Origin of the sequence: Arthrobacter sp. TMP15 (genome assembly GCF_039529835.1) — a bacterium.
Taxonomy (GTDB): domain Bacteria; phylum Actinomycetota; class Actinomycetes; order Actinomycetales; family Micrococcaceae; genus Specibacter.
This window is the reverse complement of sequence record NZ_CP154262.1, coordinates 1,313,377-1,332,418: the sequence shown is the minus strand read 5'-3', so window position 1 is coordinate 1,332,418 and position 19,042 is coordinate 1,313,377. Positions and strand designations below refer to the sequence as shown.

Sequence of the window (19,042 nt, the reverse complement as noted above, 5' to 3'; positions counted from 1 at the left end):
AGGCCGGCTGGATGCGGACTAGATCCGAATTTTTGCTGCTTGGGAATCCGATGTGTCAGGTTGTTCCTAACACTCAGCGGGGTCCGCAACCACGCCCGTAACCATTGAATCCCGCCCGAAATCAGATACTCAGGTATTTAGGGAGATTTCAAGCTCAACCAGCAAGATAAAATGTCTCACACTAAAGCCTGGCCGTTGCCCATTCCCCTTCCCCTTAGTGAAGGGGGGAAATTACACTCCCCTGATGAGACTACGGGCGCACCAAAAGGGCGCTCATGCAGCAAAGGATTTCAGATCTAAAGTGAGGTTCTTTCTGCCAGAGTTTCCCGCGTAACTGACCGTTCAAGATTGGTCAGTGGCCACAATTACTCCAGGTTTAAATCTTTTGGTCAATTAGATTTAGCAAATACTGTCCGTAGCCACTCTTTGACAGAAGCTCGCCCCGCGCACGGAGTTCGTCGTCATTGAGGAATCCCTGCCTCCAAGCAATCTCTTCCGGTGCTCCGATTTTCAGTCCTTGTCGATTCTCAATCGTACGAACAAAATTGGAAGCATCATTTAGATCTGAGAAGGTTCCCGTGTCAAGCCATGCAGTCCCTCGTGGCAGGATTTCGACCTTGAGTTTGCGTTGCTTTAGATAAATACGGTTCACATCAGTGATCTCAAGTTCACCTCGTGCAGAGGGCTTCAGATTCCGGGCAATTTCCACGACGTTATTGTCGTAAAAATAGAGCCCAGGGACAGCGTAGTTACTCTTAGGAGAGTCCGGCTTCTCCTCGAGTGAAATGGCATTCCCGGCAGCATCAAATTCAACCACGCCATAGGACTTGGGATTAACAACCTGGTAACCGAAAATAGTAGCGCCATCCACATTGGCGTGGCGGCTGAGCTGGGTGCCCATGCCCTGACCATAAAAGATGTTATCCCCGAGGACCAACGCGACGGGTCCGTCACCTATGTGTTCGCGTCCCAGAACAAAGGCCTGTGCGAGGCCATCGGGCGATGGTTGCTGCACGTAGGTCAGGGATATGCCGAATTGTGAACCATCACCCAAAAGGCGCTGAAACTGGTCCGCGTCGTGTGGTGTTGTAATAATAAGAATGTCGCGAATACCCGCCAGAATTAGCGTCGACAGTGGGTAATAGATCATCGGTTTGTCGAAAACAGGGACGAGTTGCTTGCTGATCCCTAAAGTGATCGGGTGCAGTCGTGAGCCGGTACCGCCGGCAAGGATTATTCCGCGCATAGTGCCTATGATCCCGTGTCTTGGCTGAGTGTCCAAACCGGTAGAGTGAGCGAATGCAGAAATTACTTATTTCAGGCGGCGCCGGGTTCATTGGCTCTAACTTTGTTCACTACGTCCTTGAGAACACGGACATGCACGTAACGGTGCTTGATAAGCTGACCTACGCAGGAAATTTGGCCTCTTTAGCAGGACTGCCTACGGAGCGCTTCACTTTTGTTAAGGGTGATATCTGTGACGCAGAAATTGTTGACGGACTGGTGTCAGCAACCGACGCAGTTGTTCACTATGCAGCCGAATCACATAATGACAACTCATTACATGATCCCCGGCCGTTCTTGGAAACAAACATTATCGGCACGTATACGTTAATTGAGGCTGCCCGTAAGCACAACAAACGTTTCCACCATATCTCCACGGATGAAGTCTACGGTGACCTTGCTCTGGATGAACCACAGCGGTTCACTGAAGGCACCCCGTATGCACCTTCCAGTCCCTATTCCTCGACGAAGGCCGGATCGGACATGCTGGTGCGTGCTTGGGTAAGGTCCTTCGGACTGCAGGCCACCATTAGCAACTGCTCCAATAACTATGGCCCATACCAGCATGTGGAGAAATTTATCCCACGTCAAATCACTAATGTGATCGACGGAATCCGTCCAAAACTCTATGGCAACGGCGAAAACGTCCGCGACTGGATCCACGCGAACGACCACTCATCGGCTGTGCTGACCATCTTGAAACATGGCCGCATTGGCGAGACGTACCTAATCGGTGCTGACGGAGAGAAGAACAATAAGAACGTCATTGAACTGATTCTTACCCACATGAACCTGCCCGCGGACGCCTATGACCATGTCACTGACCGTCCCGGCCATGACCTGCGCTACGCCATCGATTCTGCGAAGTTACGCAACGAACTCGGCTGGCGCCCATCGTTCGAAAATTTCGACGCTGGTCTAGAAAACACTATCCAGTGGTATCGGGACAATGAGTCATGGTGGCGTCCACAGAAGGCGACCACTGAAACAAAATATCTGGAACAGGGTCAATAGGAATGTCAATTGAGTTCTCCAAATCATTGACCACAACTACAACTCCAATTCCTGGAGTGGTCCTCTATCAGCTGCCCGTCCACGGCGACAACAGAGGATGGTTTAAGGAAAATTGGCAGCGCGAGAAAATGATGGCTCTGGGCCTACCCGATTTTTTGCCAGTGCAGAATAATATTTCCTTCAATGCCAAGGCTGGAACCACTCGCGGTATTCATGCTGAACCGTGGGACAAATTCATTTCCGTGGCTTCGGGCAGAATTTTTGGCGCGTGGGTGGATCTACGTGAAGGCGATTCGTTCGGCGCCGTATTCACCACAGTCATGGATCCCTCCCATGCCATCTTTATACCCCGTGGTGTTGGCAACGCGTTTCAAACTTTGGAGGATTCCACCGCATACACCTACTTGGTAAATGATCACTGGTCAGCAGATGCACAGGACCAATATACTTTCCTAAATCTTGCGGATGAGAAAGCCGCTATTGACTGGCCCATCCCTCTGGATCAGGCTGAATTGTCTCTGAAAGACGAGTCGCATCCACGCTTATCCAAGGTCAAGCCCATGATGCCCAAGAAGATATTAGTTCTGGGCGCAGATGGACAGCTCGGGAAGGCTTTGCGGGAGGCCTACCATGACAACACCAGCGTGGAATTTGCTACCCGTTCGGACTTCGATCTTGGCGCACAGGCGTCGTACACACGTCGGAAGTGGAAGAATTACTCCACCGTTATCAACGCTGCCGCTTTTACGGCCGTGGATGCTGCTGAGACTGCTGAAGGTCGCAAAACGGCTTGGGCCATCAATGTGACAGCAGTCGCCCGCTTGGCGGCAGTGTGCGCTCACCATGGCATCACCTTGGTTCACGTCTCCAGCGACTACGTTTTTGATGGAAGTCAGGAATGGCATGCCGAGGATGAAGAGCTCACACCCCTCGGAGTCTACGGACAAACTAAGGCAGCGGGAGAGGCAGTAGTCGCTGTCATTCCCCGGCACTACATTGTGCGCACTAGTTGGGTCATAGGCGAGGGCAAGAACTTTGTGCGCACCATGGCTTCACTGGCCCGCCAAGGAATCGCTCCAACCGTGGTCAACGATCAAATTGGTCGATTGAGTTTTGCCCAAGACATCGCTGCCGGGATTCTGCATCTACTCCAAACCGGGGCAGACTTTGGCGTCTACAACTTGACCAACACCGGAGAGCCACAGTCGTGGGCCGACATTGCCGCTGACATTTACGAACTTTCCGGCGCCAGCCGTGACCACGTGACGGGTGTCAGCACACAGGTCTACTTCGAAGGGAAACCGGCGGCACCTCGTCCAATGAACAGCGTTCTAGACTTATCGCGCATCAAGGCCACGGGGTTCATTCCCGCACACTCCCAGCAACGACTTACGGAATATTTGGCAAAATAGAAAGCAAACAGCAAGGCAATCCAGCGAGAATCCTCTGTGACTTTCCCGGTACCAAGTATTTGCGGGGCCGACCACAACTAAATCCGTACCCACCCCCACAACGCAAGAACCGCCGTCGTCCCCCAAAAAAGGGGACAACGACGGCGCCGGCCATGGGAGCTATTTAGCGTTGAAAGCCGAAGGCCAAGGCAACAGTGTTGGCAATTGGACCGAATCCGCGGCAGCTTCGGCACGCAGGCTGCCCATAGAGGGTGTGCGGCCCGCCAGCCATGCCGCAATATCGGTGATCATTCCTTGAATCGACACAGTATTCTCGCCGGCTCCGACTGTCATGGGAGGCAGCCCCAGCGGCAGTAACTTCAGCTGAATATCCGCCGGCACCCGAGAGGTCAGGAACTCGATCACATAGAGGGCGAACTCTTTAGACCAGGTTTCCGGGCCGCGCCCCAACTGCAGGTCTGCCAAGTGGATGACCATCTCGCGCCAGTATGCCAGCGCACCATCGCGAACCACACCATTGCGGTAACTGATAGGTAGATTCCATTGCTCGTCGTCAAGGCCGTCCAGAGCCGTCAACACACGAGTAAATCCAGCAGAAATATACTCCTTGTGCTCCTGCGCCGTGTGGCCGGCATTCATCTCAATCGCTTGCGTTCGGCCGCCCTGACCGCCGTCATAGAACTCAATGAGCTCCCCGCGCACAGCATATTCAACCTGGCGGGCAACTGCATGGGAAACATGCGCAATATGTGCCAAAACATGCCCGCGTGTCCAGCCCTCCAGCTCTGTGGGGGCCAAGACATCGGCGTCGCTGAGGCCCCCCAACTTTGCGCTCACATTCTCTGTTGCGGCCTTGAGCCGCTCCATCAGCTGCGCGTTAGAAATATCAGTCATGAACCCCAGCCTAGACGGCCGAGGGGCCCGGCGCGAGCCTGCCAGTGGTGGGAGGCCGCTAGGCGCTAGACGGCCGAGGGGCCCGGCGCGAGCCTGCCAGTGGTGGGAGGCCGCTAGGCGCTGGAGCAGGAAATGCCCGCATCCACTATGGATACGGGCATTTCGCTTTGTTACTGGGGAAGTGCGACGCCGGTCAGGCCAGGAAGGCGCGAACCTCCCCGAGCGCCCGCTCAAGGGCCTCGAGCTGTGCCAACACCGCCGACGGTGCCGTGCCACCCTGAGCGTTGCGACTCTCAAGCGAGCCATCCGTGCTTAAAACAGTCCGGACTTCGGGAGTCAGATGAGCCGAAATTCCGGCGTACTCCTCGTCCGTGAGATCCCACAGTTCTACTCCGCGAGCCTCGGCAATTTTTACGGCAGCACCGGATAGTTCGTGGGCGTCGCGGAAGGGTACCCCCTGGCGGACAAGCCATTCGGCAATATCGGTTGCCAACGCAAATCCTTGCGGGGCGAGGGCTTCCATACGTTCGGTGTTGAAAACCAGTGTGGCCATCATCCCGGAAACGGCTGGCAGCAGCAGCTCAAGGGTGTCAGCGGCGTCGAACACCGGCTCCTTGTCCTCCTGCAGATCCCTGTTGTAAGCCAACGGTAGGCCTTTAAGCGTTGCCAGCAGGCCTGTCAAATCACCAATAAGGCGGCCCGCTTTTCCACGAGCAAGCTCAGCCACATCGGGGTTTTTCTTCTGTGGCATGATCGAGGACCCAGTGGAGTAAGAGTCATGCAGCTTCACAAAGGAGAACTCTTTGGTGGCCCACAGGATGACTTCCTCGGAGATCCTGGAGAGATCAACGCCGATCATGGCACCAACCCAGGCGAACTCTGCGAAAACATCACGCGAGGCCGTGCCGTCGATCGAATTCCACACAGCTGAATTAAACCCGAGCTCCGCCGCAACAGCATTGGGATCCAAGCCCAAGGACGAGCCAGCTAAAGCTCCCGAGCCATAGGGCGAAACAGCCGCACGTTTGTCCCAGTCCACCAAACGCTGAACATCACGCAACAGTGCCCACGCGTGGGCCAGAAGGTGATGGCTGAGGAGGACAGGCTGGGCATGCTGCAAGTGGGTACGTCCCGGCATGGCAACACCATGATGCGCCTTAGACTGCGCCACCAAAGCGTCAACAACCGAGAGAACCCCTGCGGCAATGATCTTTGCGTGATCGCGCAAATACATCCGCCCCAACGTGGCGACCTGGTCATTGCGCGAACGGCCAGCACGAAGCTTTCCGCCCAACGCCGTGCCAGCTCGCTCAATGAGCCCACGCTCAAGAGAACCATGCACATCTTCATCCGACTCGGATGGGGCGTAAGCCCCGGACTTTACATCGGCTTCCAACTGGTCCAAAGCCTTTAACATGCCTTCGAGCTCGGCTGAATCAAGGAGGCCCGCCGTGTTCAAAACGCGGGCATGCGCCTTAGAACCGGCAATGTCATAGAGTGCCAGCCGCCAGTCAAAGTGAGTTGATTTGCTCAGTGCCGCGAGAGCATCTGCGGGGCCGCCCTGAAAACGGCCACCCCACAGTGCACCTTCGTTGGTTCCGTGAACCACATCTGCCATGGTTTACAGACCCAGAGCGCGCTGGTCACGAGTCGAGGCAACCTTCGAGGACATCCCCCAGAGCTCGATGAAGCCCTTCGCCTGCGACTGATCGAAGGTATCTCCGGTGTCGTAAGTGGCAAGGTCAAAGTCGTAGAGGGAGGTTTCTGAACGACGACCGTTGACGATTGCCTGGCCGCCGTGCATGGTCATGCGGATATCACCGTTGACGTGCTGCTGAGTGTCTTGGATGAAGGCGTCCAAGGAGCGCTTCAGCGGGGAGAACCACTGGCCATCATAGACAAGCTCTGCCCAGCGCTGGCTAACAGTGGCCTTGAAGCGAGCCTGCTCGCGCTCAATCGTGATGTCTTCAAGGTGCTTGTGGGCAGTCATCAGGGCCATGGCGCCGGGTGCTTCATAGATCTCACGGCTCTTGATGCCAACAAGTCGATCCTCAACAACGTCGATACGGCCCACTCCTTGAGCGCCCGCACGGCGATTCAATTCCTGGATCGCTTGCAGGGGTGAGACTTTCACCCCGTCAATGGCGACAGGGATGCCGCGGCTGAAGGAAATAATAACTTCATCAGGTGCCGGAGGGAATTCCGGGGTGGCCGTGTAGTCGTAAATGTCCTTTGTAGGTGCATTCCAGATGTCTTCGAGGTAGCCGGTTTCAACAGCGCGACCCCAGACGTTCTGGTCAATCGAGTACGGGTTTTTCTTCGTTGTCTCGATGGGCAGGTTGTGGGACTCGGCGTAAATAATCGCTTTATCGCGGGTCAGGGCCAAGTCGCGAACTGGTGCAATGCACTTCAGGTCCGGGCCGAGGGTCTGGATGCCAACTTCAAAACGAACCTGGTCGTTACCTTTTCCTGTGCATCCGTGGGCAACAGTGGTAGCCCCAAATTCCCTGGCAGCTTTGACCAAGTGCTTGACGATCACGGGCCGCGAGATGGCCGAAACCAGCGGGTAGTGGCCCTGGTACAGCGCATTGGCCTGCAGCGTGGGCATGGCGTACTCGTTAGCGAACTCGTCACGTGCATCCGCAACGTAAGCCTCCACCGCCCCACAGCCAAGGGCGCGCTGGCGGATGTCTTCAAGTGATTCCCCACCCTGCCCTACATCAACAGCCACTGCGATAACTTCGGCACCGGTAGCTTCACCGATCCAGCCAATGGCAACCGAGGTGTCCAGGCCACCGGAGTAAGCCAATACAATGCGTTCAGTCACGTTCGCTCTCCCTAATTCATTAAAAAGTTCTTGAGAATTTGTTGCTACTCGTTGAGGTTTTAACAAAAACGACTCCGAGCGTCCTTCGCGTTACTAACAAGCATAATGCATGGTTATGCATTCTTACTAAAATATATTCAATATAGTTTAGGAGGTCAGGTGCAATGCTTCCCCGGCTAGGCTCCAGCGCTTGATTCGGCCGCAAATTGCAGGAACCGCTCGGCAACATCCGCACCTCCTAATGGGTTCCGAGTGATAACCATGACAGTGTCATCTCCGGCAAGCGTGCCCAGAATGGATGGCATCACCGAGTGGTCAATAGCCAAGGCCAGAAAGTTTGCAGCACCCGGAGGCGTTCGCAAAACTGCAATGTTTGCCGAGGCCTCGGCCGTCACCAGCAACTCACCGCACAGGCGGACCAAACGCGTGTCAAGAAGCTCTTGGGAGGAAACGGAATGCACGCTGCGGTCCCCTCCTTCACGCGGTAACGCATAGATTAACCCACCGTCCTTGCCCCGCACCCGCACCGCTCGCAGTTCCACCAGATCTCGCGATAACGTCGCCTGACCAACCACTAACCCGTCGTCGGCCAATAACGTGGCCAGCTCAGCCTGAGATCTAACAGCACGGCTGGTGAGCAGCGCGGAGACGCGTGCCTGCCGGGCAGTTTTAGTTGCCGGCATTGCGCCCCCGACACCGCTGGCAGTACCGAGTTTGGTCACTGTCATCACCCAACCGCCGGGGTGTTGCGAGCCAGCGCAGCATCAGAGGCAGTTTTTTCAACAAGCCACACCATGAGGGCCTTCTGGGCGTGCAAACGGTTTTCTGCCTCATCCCACACCACCGACTGCGGGCCATCAATCACGGAAGCGGAAATCTCATAGCCGCGGTAGGCCGGGAGGCAGTGCAGCACTATTGCATCTGGCGCAGCCTGGGCCAGAGCCGCGTCGTCCAGCGCGTATTCCGTGAAGAGCTCCAGGCGCTGCGCCTTCTCTTCCTCCTGCCCCATGGAAACCCATGTGTCTGTCACTAGGACGTCAGCTCCGGCCACGGCTTCACAAACGTCAGTGGTTATCAGCACCGATCCGCCCGTTTGTGCAGCTCGTTCTTTGGCTGCAAGTACGACGGCGTCTGGCGGGAGATGCCCTGCCGGTCCGGTAATGCGGACGTGCATGCCGGCTGTGACTCCGGCCAACAGATAGGAATTAGCCATATTGTTGGCGGAATCCCCCATGTAGGTCATTGTTAGCCCGGACAGCTCACCCTTGTGCTCCTTGATGGTGAGCAGGTCTGCAAGCAGCTGGCAGGGGTGGTAATCGTCTGAAAGCGCGTTAATGACAGGAACTTTGGAATGGGTGGCCATTTCTTCCAGGCCTGCTTGAGCGTAGGTGCGCCACACGATGGTGGAGACCATCCGCTCGAGGACCCTGGCGGTGTCGGCAACGGATTCCTTGTGGCCGATCTGGGCCTCACCCGGATTGATGATCAGCGGGTTTCCACCCAAGGCCGCAATCCCGGTAGCAAAGGAAACACGTGTACGCGTTGAAGTCTTATCAAAGATCACTGCCACAGTTTGAGCACCGGAGCCTTGACCTGCGAAGGTCTGCATCGAGTAGGGCTTTGCCTTTAGTGCTGCGGCAAGCTCCAGCACCTCGGCTTGTTCAGCAGGACTAAGATCTGTGTCTACGAGAAAGTGGCGTGTCATCAAGAGCTCTTTTCCAACTTGTGGGCAGCCACAGCGGTGGCGATCAATGCGGGCAATGCAGAAATAAAGGAACCAGCCTGCTCGGGCGTCAGGTTCAGCGGTGGGGCCAGGCGGACAGTGTTGGGGCCGGGGGCGTTGACGATGAAGCCTGCCTCAAGTCCCGCCTGGACCACCCCTGCCGCCACCGGTTCCGCCAGATCAAAACCAATCAACAGGCCATAGGCACGTACCTCGGTTACTTCCTTGATATTTGTCAGACCTTGGCGAAACACTTCACTGACCGCCCGTACGTTGGCGAGGATGTTCTGGGATTCCAGCACGTGCAAAGTGGCAAGGGCTGCCGCCGTGGCAACGGGATTCCCGCCAAAGGTGGTGCCGTGTTGACCGGCACTGAGAAGTTCTGATGGGCCCGGACCAAAAGTGACAATGGCTCCGATCGGAAAACCGCCACCTAAGCCCTTGGCTAAGGTCATGGCGTCCGGGGTGATCCCCGCGTTCAAACCAACAAACCAGCACCCTGTTCGGCCAACGCCTGTCTGAACCTCATCCAGGATCAGCAGGACGCCGTGTTCGCGGGTCAGCTCTCTGGCAGCCTGCAGGTACTCAACCGAAAGTGGGCGCACCCCAGCCTCACCCTGAATGGGTTCAATGACGAGCGCTGCAACTGTGTTGTCCACGGCTTCCCGGAGAGCGGCAATGTCATTGAAGGGAATGTGCCGTACACCCGCGGGCATGGGCTCAAACGGTTCGCGGTAGGCCGCCTTGGCTGTCATGGCCAAAGCACCCATGGTGCGTCCGTGGAAGCCGCCTTCGAGGGCGAGGATAGTGGGCCGTTGCATCCCACCATGGGCGCGGGCCAGCTTGAAAGCCGCTTCATTAGCTTCCGTGCCTGAGTTGGCGAAGAAGACCTTGGAGCCCTCTGGCGCGTGGCTCAAGTCAAGTAGTCTCTCCGCCAAAGCGATCTGTGTGGGACTGCTAAAGAAGTTCGAAACATGCCCCAACGTTGAGAGCTGGCTGGCCACCACTGAGGAGACGAAGGGGTGCGCGTGGCCTAGGGCGTTGACCGCAATACCGCCAAGCAGGTCAAGATACTCTTTCCCGTCTGCGTCCCACACAACAGCGCCGGCACCCCGAACCAGCACACGTTGCGGACTGCCAAAGACTCCCATGAGGGAATCCTGGTAACGGGCCAGCCATTGGGCGCTGGTGCCGGTACCAGAGACGGCTGCGGCGTTTGCGCTACCCAGCCCAGTCACAGCGCCCAGCCCAGTCACAGCGCCCTCTTTTTCTGGGGTGTTTTCTTCAGTCATCAGTGGCCGTCCTTGTCCGGGAAAATTTGCGTTCCGTTGCCCTCAAAAGTCATCAATTCCAACAACATTGAATGGGCGCTGCGCCCGTCGACAACAGCGGCACGGGCCACACCGCCGTCGACCGCGGCCAAAGCCGCCCCCATCTTGGGGATCATGCCAGATTCCAGTGACGGCAACATTGCACGCAATGCCTCCGACCCAATCTCGCTAAGCAGTGAGGACTTATCGGGCCAATTCGAATAGAGGCCCTCGACGTCGGTCAGGATCACCAACCGCGAGGCCTGCAGAGCCACCGCCAACGCTGCGGCTGCGGTATCAGCATTGACATTCAACACCGTTGAGGCATTCCCAACTTCGGGAGCCACGGTGGAGATCACCGGGATCCGGCCGGCCTCCAAGAGGTCAAGAATGGCCCCGGGATTCACACCCACCACCTCGCCAACAAGCCCCAGATCTACGGCAAGGCCATCAACAATGGTCCCCGTGCGTTCGGCCTGCAGTAGGGCGCCATCCTCACCAGAAAGTCCGACGGCATAGGGTCCGTGCTCGTTGATCAGGCCCACCAGCTCGCGGCCAACCTGACCGGTAAGGACCATCCTGACAACATCCATTGCCTCGGGTGTGGTGACGCGCAGGCCTCCCTTGAATTCGCTTTGGATGTCCAAGCGCTTGAGCATGGCATTGATTTGCGGCCCACCGCCATGCACAACTACCGCCTTGATGCCGACGTGGTGCATAAAGACAATATCCTGCGCAAACGCACGGCGCAGTTCATCATTGACCATGGCGTTGCCACCGTACTTGACCACCACCACGGTGCCGGCAAATTGCTGAATCCAAGGCAGCGCCTCAATCAGCGTGCCAGCCTTATCCTGCGCGGTTTCCACCGAAGTCATCATGAAAGTCCTTCTTCTGTGTTCGTATACATCAAGGCGGGCCCCGTCCTGGAGTTGGACAGCCACCAAAGCCAACCACAATCAACCGGCGGCGTTACGAGGAGTAGGCGCTGTTTTCTTCGACGTAGGCGTGCGTTAAGTCGTTGGTCCAGATGGTGGCTTCGGCGATGCCGGCGTTGAGATCGATTTCAACGCTGACTTCGCGCGGAGCCAGATCAACCAGGTCCCGGGAGTCCCCGATGCAACCGTTGCGGGCGATCTGAACACCATTGATGCTGACGTTGATCTTATCGGGATCAAAAACGGCGTCAGTGGTGCCAACGGCGGCAAGCACGCGACCCCAGTTGGGGTCGTTGCCAAAGATCGCGGCCTTAAACAGGTTGGATCGGGCCACGGAACGGGAAACGGTTTCGGCGTCGCGCTCGCTGTCCGCGTGCCTGGTGGTGATGGCTATGTCGTGGTTGGCACCTTCGGCATCGGCAATCAGTGCTCTGGCCAGGGCTGCGCAAACATGGGTTAGTCCGGCCGTGAATTCCTCCATGTCAGGGAAAGCAGTTGAGGAGCCCGAGGCCATGAGGAGCACTGTGTCATTGGTGGACATGCAGCCGTCGGAGTCGGCACGGTTAAAGGTGAGGCGAACGGCGTCGCGCAGGGCAACGTCCAGGCCTTCGGTTTCAACTCCTGCATCCGTGGTGATGACCACCAACATGGTGGCCAGACCGGGTGCCAACATACCTGCACCCTTAGCCATGCCACCGATGGTGTACGTGACGCCGTCGGCATTGGCCGGTGAAGTCCAGAGCGCCTCTTTGGAGACGCTATCGGTGGTCATGATGGCGGTGGCGGCCGCAGCTCCGCCGTCGTCCGTCAAGGCGGTGGCAGCAGCTTCCACGCCGGCCAGGATCTTATCCATCGGCAGCTGTTCACCAATGAGGCCAGTGGAGCATACGGCAATATCCGTTGCTGAAAGGCCCAAAAGTTCGGCAACTTTTTCGGCAGTGGCGTGGGTGTTTTGGAAACCTTCGGGACCGGTGCAGGCATTGGCCCCGCCAGAATTCAGCACGACGGCGTCAACCCTTCCGTCGCCGAGCACCTGCCGCGACCAATGGATGGGTGCCGCCGCCACGCGGTTGGAAGTAAAGACTGCGGCGGCGCTGCGATGTGGCCCCTCGTTAACAACGAGGGCCATGTCAGGGCTACCTGAGGTTTTCAATCCAGCTGTTACGCCGGAGGCCCGAAAGCCCAGTGCTGAGGTCACGCTCATGGTGCTACTCCTTGGAAGGTCAGACCTGTTGTTTCAGGCAGGCCGAGGGCAATATTCATTGACTGCACTGCCCCGCCGGCAGTGCCCTTGGTGAGATTATCAATGGCACAGCAAACAATCACTCGGTTAACGTGGGCGTCATAGGCAATTTGGATAGCTGCATAGTTGGACCCTTGCACAGACTTTGTTGCAGGCCACTGGCCCTCCTCAAGCACATGCACAAAAGGTTCCTCGTCATAGGCATCCACCCAGATTTCACGTAAAGCCGCTGCGGGATCAGCCAATGCCGCGAACTCAGCCGAGACCTTGGCCGTGGCAGTTGTGAGGATACCGCGGCTCATAGGGGCCAAAGTAGGTGTGAATGAAACAGTTACTTCCTTGCCGGAAGCGTTGGAGAGCCCCTGTTCAATCTCCGGGGTGTGGCGGTGCCCGCCTCCCACGCCGTAGGGGCTCATTGAGCCAATAACTTCGGAACCTATCAGGTTGATTTTGGCGGCTTTGCCAGCCCCGGAGGTCCCGGACGCTGCGACGATGACTACGTCATCGGGCAGCAGTGCGTTAGCTGCGAAACCCGGCAGGAGGGCCAGCAGGGAGCTTGTTGGGTAGCAGCCGGGAACGGCGATTCGTTTGGCGCCACGAATTTTTTCGCGGTGGCCGGGCAGTTCGGGCAGGCCATAGGGCCAGGTGCCTGCGTGCTCAGAACCGTAGAATTTTTCCCAAGCCGCTGCATCTTCCAGACGGTGATCGGCACCGGCGTCGATTACGAGCGTGTCAGCTGGCAACAGCGCGGCAATGGCAGCAGAGGCCCCATGCGGCAAGGCCAGAAAGACGACGTCGTGCCCGGAAAGGTTATCAACTGTGGTCTCGACCAGGACCCGGTCTGCCAGCGCGTGCAGATTCGGCACGAGGGAGCCTAATCGAGCTCCGGCGTTGCTGTGGGCCGTGATGGCACCGATGCTTACGTTGGGATGGCTGGCCAGCAGACGCAGCACTTCTCCCCCGGCATATCCGCTGGCTCCGGAGACAGCTACTGAAATTGTCATAAGTCGACTATACAGCAGAACTATTCATCCTCACCGATATTTATCCATATTGCTCGGTTTAATGTTGCTTTGGGGTCCTATGATTAACATCAGGAGTCCGCTCCGACCGCAGCCGACCACCACCGATTTGGAGTCCATCATGACCGAGTACGCCAACGCCATCCTCGCCCAGGCCCCGGGCGGCCCGGAGGTTTTGAAGCTCACCCAGGTTCCTATGCCGGTCCCTGGGCCCGGTGAATTGCTTGTCAAAATCGCCGCCGTGGGTGTGAACTTCATTGAGAGCTACCAGCGTGAGGGTATTTATCCTGTGGATTTCCCGTTCATTCCCGGTGCGGAGGCGGCCGGAAAAGTTGTTGCTGTGGGCTCCGGAGTGAGCTCCTATGCCGTAGGAGATCGCGTGGCCACGGCCGAGGGCGTGGCCTGCTATGCCGAGTACGCTATTTTCCCTGCCGATAAGGCACTGCCCGTCCCTTCCAGTGTGCCGCTGGACGTGGCGGCAGCTCTCCCGCTTCAGGGCATGACGGCGCACTACCTGATGAATTCCACCTACCATGTTGAGCCCGGGCAGACAATCCTGCTACACGCCGGCGCTGGTGGTGTGGGCCTGCTGCTGACCCAGATGCTCAAGGAACGCGGGGCCCGAGTCTTCACAACAGTGTCAACGGAAGAAAAGGAAGAGCTCTCCCGAGTTGCCGGTGCCGATGAGGTGTTGCGTTACGAGGACTTTGCCGAGCAGGCCCGTGAGCTCACGGATGGCGAAGGTGTGGATGTGGTGTTCGACGGCGTTGGTAAGGACACTTTCGATGGTTCGCTTGCGTCGCTGCGCACCCGAGGGACCCTTGTACTCTTTGGGGGCGCCTCCGGGCAAGTGCCTCCCTTTGATTTGCAGAGGCTCAATGCTGGCGGCTCGCTAACAGTAGTCAGACCCAAGCTCGGAGACTATCTTCGTAACGGCAAGGAACGCTTGTGGCGCTCAACCGAAGTGTTCGACGCAGCAGCCTCCGGCCGGCTAATCGCTCGGCTTGGTGCCCGCTTCCCGCTCTCCGAGGCCGGCGCGGCGCACACTGCGCTGCAAGGCAGAAACACCACTGGCAAAGTTATTTTGGAGCCCTAGACGGCGGCTCCAATACGGGAAATGGAAGGATAGGCCACCTGGTAGGCAGGTGATTTCGGCGGACAGGTTGCCGGAGGGTGAATTTTTCGCTGGAGACCCCAGGCCAAGCCGCACTAGGGTGTGCGGTAGTCAGGGGCGCAGCCGGCCATCCGGGGTTCCCCACCTGGGTTGTGCGTGAGCGGGGCAAGCCTGAACTTGGCTGTGTATGAACTTACTTGTTGCCTGCTATTCAACTGCTGTTCACCTTGACCGTGCAAGGTGGGCAGGTGAACCCCGCCCCTTTGAGTGACCCCTTGCCCCAGGCTGCCGTGTCAGCCGAACCGGCAGCAGCAAAACCGGCAGCAGCCAAATTCGCCGCACAAATGCCTGGCAGCGAGCTTGCGCCAGATCCCCGAACCCTGTGGGAGGTACTGCAAGCCACGGCCGAGCTGCACCCTGACGCCACAGCACTGGACGATGGCGTGAAAGCGCTTAGCTACGAAGACCTCTTGAAAGCAGTGCACGGCAAGGCTCAGGAATTGACTCAAGCCGGTCTAGGCGCTGGCGACAGAATAGGTGTGCGGATACCCTCAGGCACGTCCGGGCTTTACCTTGCCATTCTGGCAATCCTCTCCATTGGGGCCGCCTACGTGCCAGTGGACGCTGACGATCCCGCCGAACGTGCTTCGCTGGTCTTTACTGAAGCCGGCGTGGCTGCCGTCCTTGGAGATGAACTAACAGGAGAGGCGATAACGCTAACACTTGACAGGGCATGCCCAGGTCCCTTCCCTGAGCCCAGGGCACCGCTTCCCAGCGACGATGCCTGGATTATTTTCACCTCCGGCTCAACCGGTACCCCGAAAGGTGTGGCTGTCAGCAACCGTTCCGCTGCTGCCTTTGTTGATGCTGAGGCCCGCATTTTTTTGCAGTCAGATCCGCTCGGCCCGGAGGATAGAGTTCTGGCCGGATTGTCTGTAGCTTTCGATGCTTCCTGCGAGGAAATGTGGCTGGCCTGGCGCTACGGAGCCGCTTTGGTTCCAGCACCCCGCTCATTAGTCCGATCCGGCATGGATTTGGGCCCGTGGCTGATCTCGCACGGTATAACGGTGGTCTCAACCGTGCCAACGCTGGCGGCGCTGTGGCCCGCCGAGGCACTGGAATCGGTGCGCCTGCTGATCTTTGGTGGAGAGGCCTGCCCGCCAGAACTCGCCACTCGATTGGCAGTTCCCGGTAGGGAAGTCTGGAACACCTATGGCCCCACAGAGGCAACCGTAGTGGCATGTGCTGCGCCGTTGGGCGGGCCAGGCCCTGTGCGTATCGGGCTGCCGCTAAACGGTTGGGACCTGGCAGTTGTTGATGGGGCTGGAAGGCCCGTAACTGAGGGCGAAGTGGGCGAGTTAATCATTGCCGGTGTGGGCTTGGCACGCTATCTTGACCCGACCAAGGATGCCGAGAAATACGCTCCCCTGCCTGAATTCGGTTGGGAGCGTGCCTACCGCAGTGGCGATCTTGTGCGTCTTGAGAGCGTAGGCCTTGTGTTCATGGGCCGGGCGGATGATCAGATAAAACTGGGCGGGCGGCGCATTGAACTCGGCGAAATCGACGCGGCTTTGCAGGGCCTGCCGGACATCTCTGGTGCCGCTGCTGCAGTGCAGGAAACGGCTGGTGGCAACCAGCTCCTTGTCGGCTACCTGGTACCGGCTCCGGGCACCAGCCCGGATCCCGGCGCGCTGCGGGAACTACTGGCCGAGTCGCTTCCAGCACCCATGATTCCGCTTCTGACTTTCACGGATTCACTGCCCACCAAAACAAGCGGCAAAGTGGATCGCACCGCTCTGCCCTGGCCGTTGGATCAGGACATGGACGAGGGCGTCTCGCTCGCGGGCACACTGGGCCCGGATGCCGAGTGGGTGCTGGAACAATGGCATAGCGTTTTGGGTGGTACCCCCGCTTCGCTCGACACAGATTTCTTCGCCAGCGGCGGCGGCAGTCTGGCCGCAGCTCAGCTGGTTTCTGCGCTACGACAGCGCTACCCGCGAATAACGGTTGCAGAGGTCTATTCCCACCCCAGGATCGGAGCCCTGCTGGAATTGGCCGTGGGCTCCAATCCTGCCGGCGATCCTCTGAAAATAGTCGATCGCACAGTGGGGCGCACGCGGCGAAAATCCCAGGTGTTCCAAACGCTCATGGGTGTGCCACTGCACCTCCTTGTGGGAATGCGCTGGCTCACATACCTTATGGCCTTGAACAATGTGGCAGCGTGGCAGGGCATCCTGCCCGGCGCCCCCACCATTTCCTGGTGGTGGGTAGGGGCCTCCTGGCTTGTTTTTGTCTCACCGTGGGGTCGCATGGCGATCTCGGTAGTGTGCGCGCGTCTGCTCCTCCACGGCGTTCAGCCGGGCAGTTATCCCCGCTCCGGTAAAGTGCACCTGCGGTTGTGGCTAGCAGAACAAATTGCGGACATGGCCAGCGCTGTCAGCCTGGCCAGTGCCCCCTGGGTACCGTATTACGCCCGAGCTTTGGGCGTAAAGATGGGCCGCAATGTGGATCTCCACTCAGTGCCGCCTGTGACTGGATTGCTTCGCTTGGCCGAAGGTTGCTCGATCGAACCCGAGGTGGATCTCTCCGGCTGGTGGATCGACGGAGACTGGGTGCACATAGGCGAGATATCCATTGGTAGCGGCGCTGTCGTAGGAGCCCGCAGCACTCTGATGCCGGGAGCACGCGTTGGCGCCGGTGCTCATGTGGCACCAGGTTCCGCGGTGCGCGGCAAGGTCAAACCCGGGGTGACGGTTTCCGGCTCCCCGGCAGAAAGGACTGGGAAGGCTAAACACTCCTGGCCGGATCTGCGTACGCCCACCAACGGGTGGCATGAACTACCCTTTGCAAGCGCAGCCGCATTGCTATCCCTGCTGCCTTTCATGGCGGCGGCTGTGGCCGTTGGCGCAGTGTTGCTGAGCATCAATGGACAGAGTTCATTATCTGCCTCAATTCCTACCCTGTTGTGGTCTGTTCCCGTGGCAGCACTGGCATGGTTCCTCACCTTGGTTGGGCTGATCCTGCTCACGGTTCGGTTGCTGGGCATAGGCCTCCGCGAGGGGCACTACCCGGTGCGTAGCCGGATTGGATGGCAGGTTTGGGCCACCGAACGCGTGCTGGATATGGCTCGGGATCTCTTGTTCCCGATCTATTCCAGCCTGTTCACACCCATCTGGTTGCGTCTTTTGGGGGCCAAGGTCGGCAAGAACGTGGAGGCTTCAACGGTGTTGCTGCTGCCCAAAATGACAACTATCGGTTCCGGCGCTTTCTTGGCCGATGACACCATGATCGCCTCCTATGAGCTGGGTGGCGGATACATCCACATCGCACCCGCAAAAGTGGGTAAGCGTTCATTCCTTGGCAACTCCGGCATGGCAGCGGCAGGGCGCACAATGCCACGGAATTCTTTGGTGGCGGTCCTCTCGGCAGCCCCTGCCAAGGCAAAGGCTGGTACGTCGTGGCTAGGCAGCCCGCCTGTGCGCTTGCGCCGCACCAATCTCAACACCGATGAGTCACTCACTTTCGCCCCACCCTTGCGGCTCAAGCTGGCTCGAGCCCTCTGGGAAAGCTGCCGGCTGGTACCAACGGTTCTTTCTGTGGCCGTGGCCGCAGCAGTGCTGGTTACCTTTGACGGCGTCGCACTTGCCGGCAATTACTGGTTGGCTGCACTCTTCAGCGGCATCGTCATGATGGCCGCCGGTGCGTTTGGCGCTGGCAGCTCAGTGGCCGCCAAGTGGGTCCTGGTGGGCCGCATCAAACCCGGGGAGCATCCGCTGTGGAGCTCGTTCATTTGGCGTAACGAAGTGGTCGATACATTTATTGAAATGGTCAGTGCCCCTTGGTTTGCCCGCGCGGCTGTGGGCACCCCGGCCATGGTCTGGTGGTTGCGTGCTCTCGGAGCGAAAATCGGGCACGGAGCCTGGTGTGAAAGCTATTGGCTCCCCGAAGCCGACCTTGTCACGCTGGGTGAAAGTTCCACTGTCAACCGAGGGTGCGTAATCCAAACGCACCTCTTCCATGACAGGGTCATGGCCATTGATTCGGTTACGCTTGAAGAGGGTGCCACCATGGGTCCGCATGGTGTGATCCTGCCCGCGGCACGGATTGCTCGCAGCGGCACTGTGGGCCCGGCCTCCCTTGTCATGCGCGGAGAAACAGTACCTGCCAGCAGCTATTGGATGGGAAACCCAATCAGCCCCTGGAAGGGTCCCGAGTTTGCCGACCGCGCTTAGAATCCCAGACTGATTTGGATACCATCCCA

14 protein-coding genes are annotated in these 19,042 nt (G+C 58.3%); 4 read left to right on the top strand and 10 right to left on the bottom strand.

All coding sequences use genetic code 11. The annotated features are described in order from the left end of the window. Positions 1 to 376 precede the first annotated feature (376 nt). Positions 377 to 1,246: a glucose-1-phosphate thymidylyltransferase RfbA gene (gene rfbA / locus AAFM46_RS05840; RefSeq protein WP_283531056.1), complete on the bottom strand. Its 870-nt coding sequence runs from the start codon at positions 1,244 to 1,246 to the stop codon at positions 377 to 379. Between the two features lie 53 nt (positions 1,247 to 1,299). Between rfbA and rfbB the strand changes: the two genes are divergently transcribed. Further along, positions 1,300 to 2,298 (top strand): dTDP-glucose 4,6-dehydratase, encoded by a 999-nt coding sequence (rfbB, locus tag AAFM46_RS05835; RefSeq protein WP_283531057.1) that lies wholly within the window; start codon positions 1,300 to 1,302, stop codon positions 2,296 to 2,298. A gap of 2 nt (positions 2,299 to 2,300) precedes the next feature. Next, positions 2,301 to 3,710, top strand: coding sequence for a bifunctional dTDP-4-dehydrorhamnose 3,5-epimerase family protein/NAD(P)-dependent oxidoreductase (locus AAFM46_RS05830; protein ID WP_343320021.1), 1,410 nt, complete (start codon positions 2,301 to 2,303; stop codon positions 3,708 to 3,710). Between the two features lie 159 nt (positions 3,711 to 3,869). Here the strand turns inward: AAFM46_RS05830 and AAFM46_RS05825 are convergent, their stop codons facing one another. From AAFM46_RS05825 to argC, 9 genes are all read right to left on the bottom strand, one after another. Next, positions 3,870 to 4,604 (bottom strand): maleylpyruvate isomerase family mycothiol-dependent enzyme, encoded by a 735-nt coding sequence (locus tag AAFM46_RS05825; protein ID WP_343320020.1) that lies wholly within the window; start codon positions 4,602 to 4,604, stop codon positions 3,870 to 3,872. Positions 4,605 to 4,797: 193 nt separating this feature from the next. Next, a complete protein-coding gene (gene argH, locus AAFM46_RS05820) occupies positions 4,798 to 6,222 on the bottom strand; it encodes an argininosuccinate lyase (protein ID WP_343320018.1) in 1,425 nt (474 codons plus the stop codon). Positions 6,223 to 6,225: 3 nt separating this feature from the next. Then, on the bottom strand, positions 6,226 to 7,431 hold the full coding sequence (locus AAFM46_RS05815) for an argininosuccinate synthase (protein ID WP_283531061.1): 1,206 nt from the start codon (positions 7,429 to 7,431) through the stop codon (positions 6,226 to 6,228). A gap of 176 nt (positions 7,432 to 7,607) precedes the next feature. Next, positions 7,608 to 8,114, bottom strand: a complete 507-nt coding sequence (locus AAFM46_RS05810; RefSeq protein WP_343320377.1) for an arginine repressor — start codon at positions 8,112 to 8,114, stop codon at positions 7,608 to 7,610. A 44-nt stretch (positions 8,115 to 8,158) separates the two neighbouring features. Then, a complete protein-coding gene (argF, locus tag AAFM46_RS05805; protein ID WP_283531063.1) occupies positions 8,159 to 9,136 on the bottom strand; it encodes an ornithine carbamoyltransferase in 978 nt (325 codons plus the stop codon). Further along, entirely contained in the window at positions 9,136 to 10,446 is a 1,311-nt protein-coding gene (locus tag AAFM46_RS05800) for an acetylornithine transaminase (protein WP_343320017.1), read from the bottom strand. Before AAFM46_RS05800 ends, argF begins: the two co-directional genes overlap by 1 nt. After that, positions 10,446 to 11,342: an acetylglutamate kinase gene (gene argB / locus AAFM46_RS05795; protein ID WP_343320375.1), complete on the bottom strand. Its 897-nt coding sequence runs from the start codon at positions 11,340 to 11,342 to the stop codon at positions 10,446 to 10,448. Before argB ends, AAFM46_RS05800 begins: the two co-directional genes overlap by 1 nt. Positions 11,343 to 11,436: 94 nt before the next feature. Then, complete coding sequence (gene argJ / locus AAFM46_RS05790) at positions 11,437 to 12,606, bottom strand: bifunctional glutamate N-acetyltransferase/amino-acid acetyltransferase ArgJ (protein WP_343320015.1); 1,170 nt, start codon at positions 12,604 to 12,606, stop codon at positions 11,437 to 11,439. After that, positions 12,603 to 13,649: an N-acetyl-gamma-glutamyl-phosphate reductase gene (argC, locus tag AAFM46_RS05785; protein WP_283531066.1), complete on the bottom strand. Its 1,047-nt coding sequence runs from the start codon at positions 13,647 to 13,649 to the stop codon at positions 12,603 to 12,605. Before argC ends, argJ begins: the two co-directional genes overlap by 4 nt. A gap of 139 nt (positions 13,650 to 13,788) precedes the next feature. Between argC and AAFM46_RS05780 the strand changes: the two genes are divergently transcribed. Both AAFM46_RS05780 and AAFM46_RS05775 read left to right on the top strand, forming a co-directional pair. Then, positions 13,789 to 14,763 (top strand): quinone oxidoreductase, encoded by a 975-nt coding sequence (locus AAFM46_RS05780; protein WP_343320014.1) that lies wholly within the window; start codon positions 13,789 to 13,791, stop codon positions 14,761 to 14,763. A gap of 362 nt (positions 14,764 to 15,125) precedes the next feature. Continuing rightward, positions 15,126 to 19,013, top strand: coding sequence for a Pls/PosA family non-ribosomal peptide synthetase (locus AAFM46_RS05775; RefSeq protein WP_343320374.1), 3,888 nt, complete (start codon positions 15,126 to 15,128; stop codon positions 19,011 to 19,013). The last annotated feature ends 29 nt before the right edge of the window (positions 19,014 to 19,042 follow it).

Bases quoted from the DNA above. Each gene is read 5' to 3' on its own strand.
- rfbA (WP_283531056.1), bottom strand. From the start codon at position 1,246: ATGCGCGGAATAATCCTTGCCGGCGGTACCGGCTCACGACTGCACCCG.
- rfbB (WP_283531057.1), top strand. From the start codon at position 1,300: ATGCAGAAATTACTTATTTCAGGCGGCGCCGGGTTCATTGGCTCTAAC.
- AAFM46_RS05830 (WP_343320021.1), top strand. From the start codon at position 2,301: ATGTCAATTGAGTTCTCCAAATCATTGACCACAACTACAACTCCAATT.
- AAFM46_RS05825 (WP_343320020.1), bottom strand. From the start codon at position 4,604: ATGACTGATATTTCTAACGCGCAGCTGATGGAGCGGCTCAAGGCCGCA.
- argH (WP_343320018.1), bottom strand. From the start codon at position 6,222: ATGGCAGATGTGGTTCACGGAACCAACGAAGGTGCACTGTGGGGTGGC.
- AAFM46_RS05810 (WP_343320377.1), bottom strand. From the start codon at position 8,114: ATGCCGGCAACTAAAACTGCCCGGCAGGCACGCGTCTCCGCGCTGCTC.
- argF (WP_283531063.1), bottom strand. From the start codon at position 9,136: ATGACACGCCACTTTCTCGTAGACACAGATCTTAGTCCTGCTGAACAA.
- AAFM46_RS05800 (WP_343320017.1), bottom strand. From the start codon at position 10,446: ATGACTGAAGAAAACACCCCAGAAAAAGAGGGCGCTGTGACTGGGCTG.
- argB (WP_343320375.1), bottom strand. From the start codon at position 11,342: ATGACTTCGGTGGAAACCGCGCAGGATAAGGCTGGCACGCTGATTGAG.
- argJ (WP_343320015.1), bottom strand. From the start codon at position 12,606: ATGAGCGTGACCTCAGCACTGGGCTTTCGGGCCTCCGGCGTAACAGCT.
- argC (WP_283531066.1), bottom strand. From the start codon at position 13,649: ATGACAATTTCAGTAGCTGTCTCCGGAGCCAGCGGATATGCCGGGGGA.
- AAFM46_RS05780 (WP_343320014.1), top strand. From the start codon at position 13,789: ATGACCGAGTACGCCAACGCCATCCTCGCCCAGGCCCCGGGCGGCCCG.
- AAFM46_RS05775 (WP_343320374.1), top strand. From the start codon at position 15,126: ATGCCTGGCAGCGAGCTTGCGCCAGATCCCCGAACCCTGTGGGAGGTA.